General features: G+C 51.2%; 12 protein-coding genes. 9 read left to right on the top strand and 3 right to left on the bottom strand.

Annotation, left to right across the window (positions count from 1 at the left end):
• Window positions 1–110: 110 nt before the first annotated feature.
• On the bottom strand, window positions 111–1,802 hold the full coding sequence (locus DW720_RS13520; RefSeq protein WP_118749743.1) for a S8 family peptidase: 1,692 nt from the start codon (window positions 1,800–1,802) through the stop codon (window positions 111–113).
• A gap of 137 nt (window positions 1,803–1,939) precedes the next feature.
• On the opposite strand from DW720_RS13520, the gene DW720_RS13515 reads away from it, so the two are divergent.
• Window positions 1,940–2,479 carry a signal peptidase II gene (locus tag DW720_RS13515; RefSeq protein ID WP_118742950.1) on the top strand — a complete coding sequence of 180 codons (540 nt, stop codon included), beginning with the start codon at window positions 1,940–1,942 and terminating at the stop codon, window positions 2,477–2,479.
• Here DW720_RS13515 and DW720_RS13510 read toward each other — a convergent pair.
• A complete protein-coding gene (locus DW720_RS13510; RefSeq protein ID WP_118749742.1) occupies window positions 2,409–3,251 on the bottom strand; it encodes a BadF/BadG/BcrA/BcrD ATPase family protein in 843 nt (280 codons plus the stop codon). The two genes, DW720_RS13515 and DW720_RS13510, sit on opposite strands and share 71 nt — an antisense overlap.
• Window positions 3,252–3,856: 605 nt before the next feature.
• Here DW720_RS13510 and DW720_RS13495 point away from each other — a divergent pair.
• A complete protein-coding gene (locus tag DW720_RS13495) occupies window positions 3,857–5,185 on the top strand; it encodes a hemolysin family protein (RefSeq protein ID WP_107001466.1) in 1,329 nt (442 codons plus the stop codon).
• On the opposite strand, the gene DW720_RS13490 is transcribed toward DW720_RS13495, so the two are convergent.
• The gene (locus DW720_RS13490; RefSeq protein WP_107001467.1) at window positions 5,120–5,479 is read right to left on the bottom strand and encodes a TIGR04086 family membrane protein; all 360 of its coding nucleotides are present in this window, start codon (window positions 5,477–5,479) and stop codon (window positions 5,120–5,122) included. The genes DW720_RS13495 and DW720_RS13490 overlap by 66 nt on opposite strands.
• Window positions 5,480–5,814: 335 nt before the next feature.
• On the opposite strand from DW720_RS13490, the gene scfA reads away from it, so the two are divergent.
• From scfA to ilvD, 7 genes are all read left to right on the top strand, one after another.
• Window positions 5,815–5,961 (top strand): six-cysteine ranthipeptide SCIFF, encoded by a 147-nt coding sequence (scfA, locus tag DW720_RS13485; protein ID WP_022359867.1) that lies wholly within the window; start codon window positions 5,815–5,817, stop codon window positions 5,959–5,961.
• A 185-nt stretch (window positions 5,962–6,146) separates the two neighbouring features.
• On the top strand, window positions 6,147–7,550 hold the full coding sequence (scfB, locus tag DW720_RS13480; protein ID WP_118749741.1) for a thioether cross-link-forming SCIFF peptide maturase: 1,404 nt from the start codon (window positions 6,147–6,149) through the stop codon (window positions 7,548–7,550).
• A 19-nt stretch (window positions 7,551–7,569) separates the two neighbouring features.
• On the top strand, window positions 7,570–9,732 hold the full coding sequence (gene secD / locus DW720_RS13475; protein WP_118749740.1) for a protein translocase subunit SecD: 2,163 nt from the start codon (window positions 7,570–7,572) through the stop codon (window positions 9,730–9,732).
• Window positions 9,733–9,749: 17 nt separating this feature from the next.
• Window positions 9,750–10,886, top strand: coding sequence for a tRNA guanosine(34) transglycosylase Tgt (gene tgt, locus DW720_RS13470; RefSeq protein ID WP_118524726.1), 1,137 nt, complete (start codon window positions 9,750–9,752; stop codon window positions 10,884–10,886).
• Window positions 10,887–10,903: 17 nt separating this feature from the next.
• Entirely contained in the window at window positions 10,904–11,179 is a 276-nt protein-coding gene (gene yajC, locus DW720_RS13465; RefSeq protein WP_022359870.1) for a preprotein translocase subunit YajC, read from the top strand.
• Window positions 11,180–11,520: 341 nt separating this feature from the next.
• Window positions 11,521–12,606, top strand: a complete 1,086-nt coding sequence (gene leuB, locus DW720_RS13460; protein WP_117796026.1) for a 3-isopropylmalate dehydrogenase — start codon at window positions 11,521–11,523, stop codon at window positions 12,604–12,606.
• A gap of 107 nt (window positions 12,607–12,713) precedes the next feature.
• Window positions 12,714–14,390 (top strand): dihydroxy-acid dehydratase, encoded by a 1,677-nt coding sequence (gene ilvD / locus DW720_RS13455; protein ID WP_107001470.1) that lies wholly within the window; start codon window positions 12,714–12,716, stop codon window positions 14,388–14,390.
• The last annotated feature ends 120 nt before the right edge of the window (window positions 14,391–14,510 follow it).

Here is a 14,510-nt window from a genome sequence, read left to right as displayed (position 1 = left end):
TAGCTTTTCAGGAGCATGATCGGTGAACGGTGTCATGGATGTGGTGAAAGTTATCGATGTAAGGATCCGGAAAAGCAATTTGTGTGTGAAGAGAAAACAGCAGAAGTTAATTAACTTCTCATGGATAAAAAAGAGTTATATAGGTTTAACGTCCCATACCCCCACTCCCGGCTGGGATATTCGATGGAATTTCGGCGGTCAGCCCCGCGGATCAGAAATGCCTTGGCAATCGAGGTGTTGATCCGCGGGGCTGATGGCGTATAGGCAGACCAGGAGAGCAGGATCGCGGCGGCTCCGGCGGTCATGGCGGCGGCAAATGAGGTTCCGGTTACCTCCTGATAATCGGGAAGCGGGAGCCGGACGCCGGGGGCGGCAAGGTCGGGCTTGATAGTTCTGGTGCGGGTAAAACCGCGGCTGGAATGCAGATAGATCCCGCCCGTCTGGTGGCTGTAGGCGGCGGTGGTGATGATGGCTGCTGTATTGCCCGGATCGGTGATGGTTGTGTCCGGATCCGGGCGCAGAAAGAAGGTTTCATCCGAGATAAAGCCGTGCACCGGCAGCCACATATGGTATTCACCCTGAATCGAGAGCGTGTGGTAGACGCGGATTTTCCAGATTCCGGCGGCGGGGGCATCAAAGCGCATCAGGATCAGTTCGCTTCCGGTCGCCAGCTCGGAGCTGGTATAGTTGAGGTGAATGGTCGTTCCTTCCAGAAGAAAGGGAATCCGGCGTTCTTCGTCGCCGGAGAGCCGGATGCGTCCCGTTTCGTCGCCGGAGGGGGATAAAAATCCGACACTGTAAAGCTCCGATTCACGCGCCCACAGTTCCAGCGTAAATCCCCGTTCGCCGGGACCGACCCGCAGTTCCACATCCTCATAGGAGGTGGAAGCAGGAAATACACTGCGAAAATGGTGCCCGCGCCCGGTTTCATTGCCTCCGGCGGCGACCAGAATCTGCCCGCTGGCGCGCGACAGGCTGTTCAGATATAGACCAAGCGGCGAAGTGCCGCTGTGGCTTCCGGTATTGGTGCCAAGACCCAGCAGGATCACAAGGGGCTTTTTCTCCTGCCTGGCAATATAAAGAAGAAACTTGATTCCGAGCATGATGTCGTCCTCCTGAAAGGCGATGGCATCCTCGCGGATCAGAAAAAAATCGCGAAGATAGGTTCTGGCTGGTTTCAAGCGTACAACGACCAGTTCCGATTCCGGCGCCGCCCCGGAGAAAAAAGTATCGGCATCTTCGGAACCGGCGGCGACCAGCGCCATCTGCGTGCCGTGGCGGAGAGGATCCGAGGTGGGGACGATGGAATGCGGATCTTCCGAGCGCAGCGCCTCGTTGATGTGGGAACGCTGGTAGACACTTCCGTAGTGCAGCGCATCGATCGGATCCGGCGTGCTAAGCCCCGTGCCCGGAACCGTCTGATCCCAGATGGCGGCGATGCGCGTGCTTCCATCCGGATCGCGTAACAAGGGATTTGTATAATCGATCCCCGTATCCACAATCCCAATCAGCGTCCCGCGCCCCTTGTTTCCCAGGAAGGGCTGTTCTGCCGTCCGGGAAATTCCTGCGCTGTCCAGGCTGGATGTATCTAATATGGTATAAAGATTCGGGATCGAGTCATAGCCATACTGCTGGACTGAGAGCGGCAGCGCCTCCGCCAGAGACCGGTGCCAGATCACATACTCATGATTGACAAAATCATAGCAGCCGGAATCATTTTCCAAAATCTGGTTATAGGTAAAAGGGAAAAAACGTTCGATAAAATCGGCGGTTTGGTTGTCTGGAAGAGAAGAGCAATTCATAGCGGTTTCCATAGAGATTTTTTAGAATTTAAGATAAGATATGCGGTAAAATACGAAAGCTTCCCTATACTCTGTCGGAAAAACTTGTTATAATAAATATAAGTTAGATAATGACAATTATATGAGGAGGTGCCCTTATGAAAAAATACCTGTATATGATAGCTGCCCTGTTCGGTATCGATTATTTCTGCAAGGAAAACATAGAAGCCCAGAAACCGGAAGATTTTCCGCGCGACATGGAAAAAAGCCATGGAAAGATCCGACTGTACCGCAATCACAACGACGGTTTCTGTTTTGGGGTAAAAAAAGAAAAGAAAGAACTGGTTCGCATGGTGCCGGTTGTCTTTACCTCGGCGGCAGCGGGCATTCTGACATGGTTATTGTGCCGGGACGAAGGCAGAAAAGCCGATCGGATCGGGTTTGCCCTCATCACGGCGGGTGGTTTAAGCAACCTGTATGACCGCCTCAAACGCGGTTATGTGGTAGATTATTTCAGCATCCGGTGTAAATACCTGGAAAAGGTCGTCTTTAATCTGGGAGACTTTTTTATCTTCGCAGGAAGCGCCCTGATCGCAGCCTCCGATCTGCTGGGAGCCGTCCGTGATCTTACTTCTCCGGCAGAGGATCACATAAAAGCGCTCCGACTGCCGTGGCGAAAGACGGATGAGGCGGAATGATATAGTCGATTCCAAAGACATCGTGCATCTGATTGAAAATGTCAAAGGTCTTTGCAGCAGGTGCAAGGCTGGCGAGAGAACCGGTCAGGACGACATTCCGGGTGGTGTCCCGGCTGAGCGCCAGGGACGCCATCACACCCACATTTTCATAAATCATATTGAAAAGAGCGGCAGCCAGGTCAGCATCCGAGGCGCCGCTTTTGATTCGCCCAAAATTGGCAGCGGTTAAGTCGGCGGCAAGTCCCGGGACATCTTCCTCCTGCACGTCGGCGATGCGGAGATCTGCCATGGCCTTATTGCCGCGCAGCGCCATCTCTGAGAGGGCAAAAATGTCGGTGACGCCGAGAAAACGCTCCGCCATGCCGGCAAGTGTCCCACCGCCGACGCCGCTTCCGCCCAGATGACGGAAGCCGTTTGTCCTGGAAGCGCGGATAAAGGCAGAGCCGGTTCCAAGGCTGACCACCAGCGCTTCGTCAAGCCCGGACAGGTATAGGCCGCCGTGTCCGATGGCATCCAGCTCCAGGGCATGGATGGTCGGGATGCCGAAGATATTTTCATGGAAATACGTCGAACCGAGCCCGGTCAGGACGATTTTTTCAACATCGTCAAACGAAGCGCCCTGCTGATCCAGGAAACGCCCGAGAACACCGTAAGCCGAGGTGCGCGGGTCATCCGCGTGAACCTGAAGCGTACCAAGCAGAGTGCCATGCTCATCCAGCGCCGCCGCCTTGGTGCTGGAACTGCCGATGTCGATTCCGAGGGATAAATTCATTTGCTTATCTCCTTTATGATATAAAAATAGGATATGGCTGCCAGGGCAGTCGTTCCGTATCTTTTATGACTGTAAGAATTGGATTGTTTTTATAAACATTATAGGGTAAAGTAAAATAAAGTGCAATGGAAGAATGTGGTCCGAATGTTCTTAAAATGATATTTCAAATGGATAACATAAAGATTTATATGTCACGCCCAAGCTTTGTTGAGATTCCGGCAGAGACTGAAATATGCTTTAATGATAAGGAAATAGTGACCGGAAATACGGGATATCAGGCATGGTGGAGCAGAGAGTATGAGGTCCATGTTTAATAAGGAGTTCTTTAAGTGTTCCCAGTTTACGCACATTAACAGATGTACTTTTTCCCTCGTTATTAATATAGCTTTTTGCAATATAAAAAGACTCCGAATTTTTTTGACACAAAAAAAAGCAGGTTCTATGCGGCCTGCAAGGTATTTTTCTATTATTCAACGGTCAAACTCCCGGAGACGGCAGAAGTATGGAAATGCAAGCCTGTCTTTATTGACAGAACCTATGAAATACGGTAGAATCAACCTTAAAAAAGAGTAATCCCCTACATGGGGAGATAGGAGTTGAGTTTTTTGAGTTCTGGTGATGGGATACAGCTATTGATTTTGATACTTCTGCTTTTGATGTCGGCTTTCTTTTCTTCTACGGAGACGGCGCTGACGACGGTCAACAAGATCCGGGTGCGGACGCTGGCGGAGAATGGCGATAAGCAGGCAGAGTATGTATTGAAGATCATAGAGGATCCGAGCAAAATGCTGAGTGCGATTCTGATCGGCAACAATGTGGTAAACCTGTATGCGTCTTCTCTTGCGACGGTTCTTGCCACCCACATCTGGGGCAACAAGATCGTAGGGATTGCGACGGGCATTCTGACGCTTTTAATCCTGATTTTCGGCGAGATCACGCCGAAGACGGTTGCGACGATACAGGCTGAGCGGATTGCATTTCGGTTCGCTAAAATCATTTATTATATCATGACGGTGCTGACACCGGTCATTTTTGTGGTCAACCAGCTATCATTTTTAGTGTTGAAGCTGCTTCGCGTGGATGTGAAGGCAAAGGGCGAGTCCATCACGGAGGATGAGCTGCGAACGATCGTGGAGGTCAGCCACGAAGAGGGCGTCATCGAGTCCGAAGAGAAGAAGATGATCAACAATGTGTTTGATTTTGGGGACGCCGTGGCGCGCGATGTCATGCTTCCGAAGGTCAACATGACGTTTGTGGACGTGGATGCGACGTATGACGAGCTGATGGAGGTATTCCGCAGTGAGAAATACACGCGTTACCCGGTCTATGAGGAGACGACGGACAATGTCATCGGTGTTCTGAACATCAAGGATATTTTCTTAAAAGGCGGGGAAGAGGGCTTTTCTGTCCGGAAATATCTGCGGAAACCTCTCTATACATATGAGTTTAAGAAGGTTGCTGAGCTGATGCGCGAGATGCGGAAAGCAGCGATCAGCATCGTGATCGTGCTCGACGAGTACGGTTCGACGGTCGGTCTTATCACGCTGGAAGATATGCTGGAGGAGATTGTCGGAGATATCCGGGACGAGTACGATGGAGACGAGGAAAAGTCCATACAGCGCATCGCCCCGCGGGAATACATGGTAGACGGTTCGGTCAAACTTGACGATCTGGATGAACGCCTGAATCTGGAACTCCAGTCAGACGAATATGATTCCATTGGCGGACTGGTGATCGGACTTTTGAACCATCTTCCACAGGAAAAAGAAGAGGTTGTGGTGGAAAACGTCCGCCTCGTCGTCGAATGTGTGGATAAGAACCGGATCGATAAGATTCATCTGTACCTGTTAAGCCCGTCGGAGGCGGCGTTAGCTAAACATACCGCCGATGGTGCCGCTTCCGGCGCAGAGGGCGAAGGAAAGCAGCAGGGATGAGGCAGTCTCCTTGAGGGACTGTCGGATCGCAAAAGACAGGGCTAGAAAAATAAGAAAATAAAGGGCGCCGGCACAGAATCCCCAGAGGAACCGGCGCCTTTTTGCTTTCTTTCCGGCGACGAGTCCTGCCAGAAAGCAGGCGAGAATGTAGATGCCGCGCACTCCTAGCGTGATTTCCTTTTCACCCCACTGAAACCGGTACATCCCAAACGCGAGCAGAAGCAGAAAGACAGCGGTTGCCGCGTAGGAGAAGAGGGAAGAACGGAGCAGAATCTGGATAGCTGATTTTTCCATGATAAAATACCTGTGTGCATTTTTTTCTATTCATATGAGCAAAGAAGGACAAATATGCCTGCAGAATGAAACACTGTTACAAACAAGCGTTACTGTTCACGCATACGTGCCCAGTAACGGAATTTGCCGTGGCTTCGCATCTCAATACGGCAAATTCCTGCTGCCACCACGTTTTCTTACGGCACTTTCGGTTCCAAAAGTGCCTACCCGTGAACAGTTCCAAAAAAGCCGGAATCTGTGAGAAACACGGTAAATTGAAATGCTTGCACAAGCGGGCAACATATGATATAATCTGTAGGACTTTATATACTAAAAAAATGAAGGAGGACATAGAGATGAAACACGTAAAGACACTGAGCGCAAGCACATTGAAGAACAGCATGAAGAAAGGCGGTTGCGGCGAGTGCCAGACATCCTGCCAGTCTGCATGTAAGACATCCTGTACTGTAGGTAACCAGAGCTGCGAGAACCAGAACCGCTAATTGGCAGTACAAAACAAATGAGGCGTTTTCTGATAAATCAGAGCTTTTCATGAGTGGGAGAGCTGGAGTCTGAGAAAACGCAGAGTTGACACAGGGAGGCAGACAAGACGGAGCGCGGTCCGAGGAGAGGACTGCATATGTTCCGGGTTGTCTGCCTGCCTATGTCTTATAGAAGGAGAAAGACAGTGATTCATCAGTATATAAATAATGGATATTATATCGTACTGGATGTCAACAGTGGCTCCGTCCATTCGGTCGATCCGCTTCTGTACGATGTGATTTCCTTTTTATCGGAGCGGATTCCGGACAGCGAGAAGCCGTTTCAGATTGCCCAGTCCCTGAAAGACGAGACGGCGGCAGCATTAAAAGAGAAATACAGCCAGGAAGAGATCAGAGAGGCATTTGAGGACATTCAGGAGCTCATCGATCAGGAAGAACTCTTTACCGCTGACATTTACAAAAACTTCGTTATGGATTTCAAGAAGCGCCAGACGGTTGTCAAGGCACTCTGCCTGCACATCGCGCATGACTGCAACCTTGCCTGTCAGTACTGCTTTGCAGAAGAGGGCGAGTATCATGGACGCAGAGCGCTGATGACCTTTGAGGTCGGCAAGAAAGCGCTGGATTTCCTGATTGCCAATTCCGGCAACCGCCGGAATCTGGAAGTCGATTTCTTCGGCGGCGAGCCGCTGATGAACTGGCAGGTGGTTAAACAGTTAGTCGAGTACGGACGTTCCCAGGAAGAGGCGCACAACAAGAAATTCCGTTTCACACTGACCACCAACGGCGTTCTGTTAAACGATGAAATTATGGAATTCTGCAACCGCGAGATGGCAAACGTTGTACTCAGTCTGGATGGACGAAAAGAGGTCAATGACAAGATGCGCCCATTCCGCAACGGAACCGGAAGCTATGACCTGATCGTGCCGAAGTTTCAGAAATTTGCAGAAAAGCGCGGAGACCGCGATTATTTCGTGCGTGGTACCTTCACACACAACAACCTGGATTTTGGCAAAGATGTTCTGCATTTTGCCGATCTTGGATTCAAGAAAATGTCGGTTGAGCCGGTTGTAGCACCGGATGAAGAGTCCTACGCGATCAAAGAGGCGGATCTTCCGCAGATTCTCGAGGAATATGACCGTCTGGCAGCAGAGTATGTCAAGAGACATAAAGAGGGACGCGGCTTCACGTTCTTCCACTTTATGCTTGACCTGACACAGGGACCGTGCGTGGCAAAACGTCTGTCCGGATGCGGTTCGGGAACCGAGTATCTGGCTGTGACCCCGTGGGGCGACCTCTATCCGTGCCATCAGTTTGTAGGAAATGAAGATTTCCTTCTCGGCAATGTAGATACGGGCGTGACCAACACGGCAGTCCGCGATGAGTTCAAGCTCTGCAATGTTTATGCGAAGGACAAATGCCGGGATTGTTTTGCCAGATTTTACTGCAGCGGCGGCTGTGCGGCCAATTCCTACAACTTCCACGGTTCCATCACGGATGCGTATGATATCGGGTGCGAGATGCAGAAAAAACGTATCGAGTGCGCGATCATGATAAAAGCTGCTCTTGCAGACGGCTCTGACGAGTAGAGAACAAGGAGAGAGAGGAATGAAGAACAAAAAAGGAAAAAGCTTCCTGGGGATGCTGCTCCTTCTGATTGCCATCGGCGTATTCGGCTATTTCGGCTATTCGACGATGAATCAGATCAAGCTGGGTCTTGACCTGGCTGGCGGTGTCAGCATTACCTACCAGGCGAAAGAAGAAAATCCGTCTTCCGAGGATATGGCGGATACGATCTACAAGCTCCAGCAGCGTGTACAGAATTACAGTACCGAGGCGGAGGTTTACCAGGAGGGAAATAACCGTATCAACGTAGATATTCCGGGTGTATCGGATGCCAACGCGATTCTGGAAGAGTTAGGAAAACCGGGTTCCCTGATTTTCGTGGATTCAGAAGGAAATCAGATCCTCGATGGTAAACAGGTTGCCAGCGCGAAAGCCGGCATGACCGAGGATAAGACGACCGGTTCCAAGGCGTATGTCGTTTCTCTGACCTTTACCGAGGAAGGTAAACAGGCATTTGCTGAGGCGACCACGAATGGCGTCGGAAAACCAATTTATATCATTTATGATAACCAGATTATTTCTGCTCCGACCGTCCGTGAGGCGATCACAGGCGGACAGTGCCAGATTGACGGCATGGCGGATTATGAAGAGGCAAATAATCTTGCGTCCACGATCCGTATCGGTTCCCTGTCCCTGGAGCTGGAAGAGCTGCGTTCCAACGTAGTTGGCGCGAAGCTGGGCCAGGAGGCGATCTCCACCAGCTTAAAGGCAGGTCTGATCGGATTTGCCATTGTCATTGTATTTATGATTGCCGTATATCTGCTTCCGGGTCTGGCTGCATCTCTGGCTCTGTGCCTGTATGTCGGTCTGATCCTGATCCTGCTGGTAGCATTTGAGGTGACTCTGACGCTTCCGGGCGTGGCTGGTATCATCCTGTCGATCGGTATGGCGGTGGATGCGAACGTCATCATTTTCACCCGTATCAAAGAGGAGATTGGTCTGGGAACATCCGTCAAGAATGCGATCAAGGCAGGTTTCGCCAAGGCACTTTCCGCGATCATCGACGGAAACGTAACCACCCTGATTGCGGCAGCGGTTCTGTTCTGGAGAGGTTCCGGTACCGTCAAGGGCTTTGCGGCGACGCTGGCAATCGGTATCGTGCTTTCTATGTTCACGGCGCTGTTTGTAACCAAATTTGCCCTGAACTGCTTCTATGAGATGGGCTTTGAGGATGCGAAGTTCTACGGATGCCGCAAGGATATGAAGACGCGTCCGTTCCTGAAATTCCGCAAGCTTTACTTTGCTCTGTCGCTCGTGATCATTCTGGCAGGCGTCGGTAGCATGGTTCACAATCAGTCTTCGATGGGTGTGCCGCTCAACTACAGCATGGAGTTCAGAGGCGGTACTTCTACAAACGTTACCTTTAACGAGGATATGTCTCTGGAAGATATTTCCTCCCAGGTGGTTCCGGTGGTAGAAAAGATTACCGGCGAAGCTGGCACACAGACCCAGAAGGTAGCCGGAAGCAACGAGGTTATCATCAAGACACGTACCCTGAACATGGACGAGCGCGAAGAGTTAAACCAGGCGCTGGCGGATCAGTTTGGTGTGGATAAAGAGAAGATCACAGCCGACAGTATCTCCGGTGCGGTCAGCCAGGAGATGAAGCGCGATGCGATTGTGGCGGTTACGATTGCGACGATCTGCATGTTGATTTACATCTGGTTCCGTTTCAGCAACATCACGTTCGCGGCGGGCGCGGTTCTTGCCCTGATGCACGATGTGCTGGTTGTCCTGACCTGCTATGCGATGCTGCGCTGGTCGGTTGGTTCGACGTTCATCGCCTGCATGCTGACGATTGTCGGTTACTCAATCAACGCGACGATCGTTATCTTCGACCGTATCCGTGAGAATATGAAGCTTCTGGGCAATAAAGAGTCCGCTGAGACGATCGTCAACACCAGTATCAGCCAGACCCTGACGCGAAGCATCAACACGACGCTGACGACCTTCGTCATGGTCCTGATTCTTTATATCCTGGGTGTATCTTCCATCCGTGAGTTTGCTCTTCCGCTGATGGTAGGTCTGATCTGCGGTACGTATTCGTCCGTATGCCTGTCCGGCTCTGTCTGGTATGTGCTGAATAAAAAGCGCATGGAGAAGAATGCCAAACCGGCTGGCAAGAAGGCAAAGGCAGAGAAGTAAAAAGTATAGGAAAAAAGATGGAATACAAGATTTTATACAAAGATGGCCGCGCAAAACGCGCGGAAATGAAAACGGTCCACGGAACCATCCAGACGCCTGTTTTCATGAATGTCGGCACGGTGGCGGCGATCAAGGGCGCGGTTTCGACCGATGATCTCCGCACGATCGGCACGCAGGTGGAACTTTCCAATACCTATCACCTCCATGTCCGTACCGGCGACAAGCTGATCCGACAGTTTGGCGGTCTGCACAAATTTATGAACTGGGATCGCCCGATCCTCACGGATTCCGGCGGATTTCAGGTGTTTTCCCTGGCGGGACTGCGGAAGATTAAAGAAGAGGGCGTTTATTTTAACTCCCACATCGATGGTCACAAGATTTTCATGGGACCGGAGGAAAGTATGCAGATTCAGTCCAACTTAGGTTCGACGATCGCGATGGCATTTGATGAGTGCCCGCCGAGTCTTGCCGATCGGGACTATGTACAGAAATCAGTGGAGCGCACGACGCGCTGGCTGGCGCGCTGCAAGGATGAGATGGCACGCCTCAATGCACTGCCGGATACGGTCAACCGGGAACAGCTCCTGTTTGGTATCAATCAGGGCGCGGTTTATGAGGATATCCGTATCGAACACGCGAAGGAAATCAGCAAAATGAACCTCGACGGCTATGCGGTTGGCGGTCTGGCAGTTGGCGAGAGCCATGAGGAAATGTACCGGATTCTGGATGCAGTCGTTCCGCACCTGCCGGAGGACAAGCCGACTTATCTTATGGGCGTTGGCACACCGGCAAACATCCTGGAAGCGGTAGACCGGGGCGTTGATTTCTTTGACTGTGTGTACCCGTCCCGGAATGGACGCCACAGCCATGTATACACGAACCATGGCAAATTAAATCTCCTGAACAGCAAATATGAGCTGGATCCGCGCCCGATCGAGGAAGGCTGCGGCTGTCCGGCATGCCGTTCTTACTCCCGCGCATATATCCGCCACCTGTTTAAGGCGAAGGAAATGCTGGGGATGAGATTATGCGTCTTGCATAATTTGTATTTTTATAATAAAATGATGGAAGAGATTCGCGACGCGATCGAACATCACTGTTATGCTGAGTATAAAGCAAAGAAACTTGCAGGCATGATGGGTGAATCGAACTAAAGGAGGAAATATACCACATGAGCAGCACAAGCGGAATGATCGTTTACCTTGTATTTATCATTGCCATCTTCTATTTTATGGCAATCCGTCCACAGTCCAAGGAAAAGAAAAAACAGGCAGAACTGATGGCAACCGTAGCAGTAGGCGACAGCGTTCTGACATCCAGCGGCTTCTACGGCGTGATTATCGATATGACCGATGATACTGTAATCGTAGAGTTCGGAAGCAACAAGAACTGCCGCATCCCGATGCGTAAGGATGCAATCGTTCAGGTTGAGAAACCGGAAGTCTAAGAAGAACGGTAAGAAAGTGAGAGGATCGCAGCTCCCGATGGGGCGGCGGTCCTTTTTTTGTGTAACAGGAAATTCCTTGGAATTCCCTATGACACAAAAAGGCACTAACGTGCCAATGATGCGCACTCGCGCGAAGCAGAAACATGTCGCAAGCGACCGCGCTCGGCGCGAGAATGTGCCAAGGCACATTCTTTTTTATTTTACAGATAACCCCAGGTTATAGAATAAATTCCAAATTACTATATGGGGAATACCCGTTTTCCTTTGTCAGAAGATTGCAAAATAGGACGGAATCCGATATGATAAAAAGTAACCGTTTGAAACAAGGGAGGTATTTTATTATGAATTGCAATATTACTGTGATTCCGGGCGACGGAATCGGACCGGAGATTGTGAGAGAGGCATGCGGCGTGCTGGACAAGGTAGGCGCCGTCTACGGTCATACATTTAATTATACAAAAATCCTGATGGGCGGCTGTTCCATCGACGAGTACGGCGTACCGCTGACCGATGAGGCACTGGAGACCGCGAAAAAGAGTGATTCCGTCCTGCTCGGTGCAGTCGGCGGCAACGTGGGAAATTCCCGCTGGTACGATGTGGCTCCGAACCTGCGTCCGGAGGCCGGTCTTCTTGCCATCCGTAAAGGTCTGGGACTGTTCGCGAATATCCGCCCGGCATACCTCTACAAAGAGCTGGCAGATGCCTGCCCGCTAAAGAAAGAGATCATCGGCGACGGCTTCGATATGGTTATCATGCGTGAGCTGACCGGCGGTCTGTACTTCGGTGACCGTTACACGAAGGAGATCGACGGCGTGACGACCGCGGTAGATACCCTGACCTACAATGAAAATGAGATCCGCCGGATCGCAATCAAGGCATTCGATATCGCGATGAAGCGCCGCAAGAGCGTTATTAGCGTCGATAAGGCAAACGTACTGGATTCCTCCCGCCTGTGGAGAAAGGTAGTCGAGGAAGTTGCTAAAGATTATCCGGAAGTTACCCTGACCCATATGCTGGTTGATAACTGCGCGATGCAGCTTGTCATGAATCCGGGACAGTTCGACGTGATCCTGACTGAGAACATGTTTGGCGATATCCTTTCTGACGAGGCAAGCATGATTACCGGCTCCATCGGTATGCTGTCTTCGGCCAGCTTAAACGAGGGCAAATTTGGTCTCTACGAGCCGAGCCACGGTTCCGCACCGGACATCGCGGGCAAGGACATCGCAAACCCGATTGCAACTATTCTTTCCGCAGCGATGATGCTCCGCTATTCCTTCGATCTGGATAAGGAAGCAAAAGCCATCGAGGATGCCGTACAGCAGGTACTGACCGAGGGCTACCGTACCGTGGATATCATGGCGGATGGCTGCAAGCAGGTTGGAACCGTTGAGATGGGCAGGCTGATCTGTGAGAGAATTAAATAGAAAGATTGCAAAAATTTCATAAATGCGATAAAATCAAAGATAAACGTAAAAACCGCCCCTGTCACCAGGGGCGGAGGTCGTCGAAAGAGATAGAAGGAGACGAAAAGATGAAAAGTGATGCAGTAAGAAAAGGGATGCAGCAGGCACCTCACCGTTCTTTGTTTAATGCACTCGGTATGACGGAAGAGGAGATGAACAAACCTCTTGTCGGTATCGTAAGTTCTTATAATGAGATTGTTCCGGGACACATGAACCTGGACAAGATTGTAAATGCCGTGAAGCTGGGGGTAGCGATGGCTGGCGGCACACCGGTTGTATTTCCGGCGATCGCAGTCTGTGATGGTATCGCTATGGGACATGTCGGCATGAAATACTCTCTGGTTACCCGTGATCTGATCGCAGATTCCACCGAATGTATGGCGCTGGCACATCAGTTCGATGCGCTGGTTATGGTTCCAAACTGTGATAAAAACGTACCGGGACTTCTGATGGCAGCAGCCCGCGTCAATGTACCGACTGTATTTGTCAGCGGCGGTCCGATGTTAGCCGGTCATGTAAAGGGACAGAAGAGAAGTCTTTCCAGCATGTTCGAGGCAGTTGGTTCCTACGCAGCAGGCACCATGACGGAAGAAGATGTGAAAGAATTCGAATGTAAGGTCTGCCCGACCTGCGGTTCCTGTTCCGGTATGTACACCGCCAACAGCATGAACTGCTTAACAGAGGTACTCGGCATGGGCCTTCAGGGCAACGGTACGATCCCGGCAGTTTACTCCGAGCGAATCAAACTGGCAAAACACGCTGGTATGAAGGTTATGGAGATGTATGAGAAAAACATCCGTCCGAGAGATATTATGACAGAAAAGGCATTTTTAAATGCACTGACCGTGGATATGGCACTCGGATGTTCTACCAACAGTATGCTGCATCTTCCGGCGATTGCACATGAGGCAGGCGTAGACCTGAACATGGAGCTGGTCAATGAGATGAGCAAGCGCACCCCGAACCTGTGCCATCTGGCACCGGCAGGTCCGACCTATATGGAGGATCTGAACGAGGCAGGCGGCGTGTATGCGGTTATGAATGAGCTGTCCAAGAAGAACCTTCTGAATCTGGACTGCATGACCGTAACCGGCAAGACCGTTGGCGAGAATATCAAGGGCTGTGTCAACAAGAATCCGGAGGTTATCCGACCGATCGACAATCCGTACAGTCAGACTGGCGGTATTGCGATCCTGAAAGGAAACCTGGCACCGGATACAGGCGTTGTAAAACGTTCTGCCGTTGCACCGGAGATGCTGGTACATCAGGGACCGGCGCGTGTGTTTGACTGTGAGGAAGACGCGATTGCAGCGATCAAGGGCGGCAAGATTGTGGCTGGCGATGTTGTTGTCATCCGTTACGAGGGACCGAAGGGCGGTCCGGGCATGCGTGAGATGCTGAACCCGACTTCTGCCATCGCAGGTATGGGACTTGGTTCCAGCGTAGCTCTGATCACAGACGGACGTTTCTCCGGCGCATCCAGAGGTGCATCCATCGGACACGTTTCTCCGGAGGCGGCAGTCGGCGGACCGATCGCGCTGGTTGAGGAAGGCGATATTATTTCCATTGATATCAATAATAACTCCCTGAACGTACTCGTATCTGACGAGGAGCTGGCAGAGAGAAGAAAGAAATGGCAGCCGAGAGAACCGAAGGTTACGACCGGATACCTGGCACGTTACGCAGCGCTTGTAACGAGCGGAAACCGGGGCGCAATCCTGGAGGTTCCGAAGACACAGAAGTAATCATTGCGGGCTTCAGACAGGTGCTTTTGAGACGGAAAGTACTGCTTGATGCCAAAAGGCAGTGGATGGGACGATTTATCAGGCTGCCCCTACGGAGAGCTTGACAGCGCGACAGACGCT

It is taken from the genome of Clostridium sp. AM27-28 (genome assembly GCF_003480955.1).
In the GTDB taxonomy this organism is placed as follows: Bacteria; Bacillota; Clostridia; order Lachnospirales; family Lachnospiraceae; genus Otoolea; species Otoolea fessa.
Note: the sequence above shows the minus strand (reverse complement) of the source record. Positions and strands in the feature narration are given on the sequence as shown.

Bases quoted from the DNA above. Each gene is read 5' to 3' on its own strand.
- DW720_RS13520 (WP_118749743.1), bottom strand. From the start codon at position 1,802: ATGAATTGCTCTTCTCTTCCAGACAACCAAACCGCCGATTTTATCGAA.
- DW720_RS13515 (WP_118742950.1), top strand. From the start codon at position 1,940: ATGAAAAAATACCTGTATATGATAGCTGCCCTGTTCGGTATCGATTAT.
- DW720_RS13510 (WP_118749742.1), bottom strand. From the start codon at position 3,251: ATGAATTTATCCCTCGGAATCGACATCGGCAGTTCCAGCACCAAGGCG.
- DW720_RS13490 (WP_107001467.1), bottom strand. From the start codon at position 5,479: ATGGAAAAATCAGCTATCCAGATTCTGCTCCGTTCTTCCCTCTTCTCC.
- scfA (WP_022359867.1), top strand. From the start codon at position 5,815: ATGAAACACGTAAAGACACTGAGCGCAAGCACATTGAAGAACAGCATG.
- secD (WP_118749740.1), top strand. From the start codon at position 7,570: ATGAAGAACAAAAAAGGAAAAAGCTTCCTGGGGATGCTGCTCCTTCTG.
- tgt (WP_118524726.1), top strand. From the start codon at position 9,750: ATGGAATACAAGATTTTATACAAAGATGGCCGCGCAAAACGCGCGGAA.
- yajC (WP_022359870.1), top strand. From the start codon at position 10,904: ATGAGCAGCACAAGCGGAATGATCGTTTACCTTGTATTTATCATTGCC.
- leuB (WP_117796026.1), top strand. From the start codon at position 11,521: ATGAATTGCAATATTACTGTGATTCCGGGCGACGGAATCGGACCGGAG.
- ilvD (WP_107001470.1), top strand. From the start codon at position 12,714: ATGAAAAGTGATGCAGTAAGAAAAGGGATGCAGCAGGCACCTCACCGT.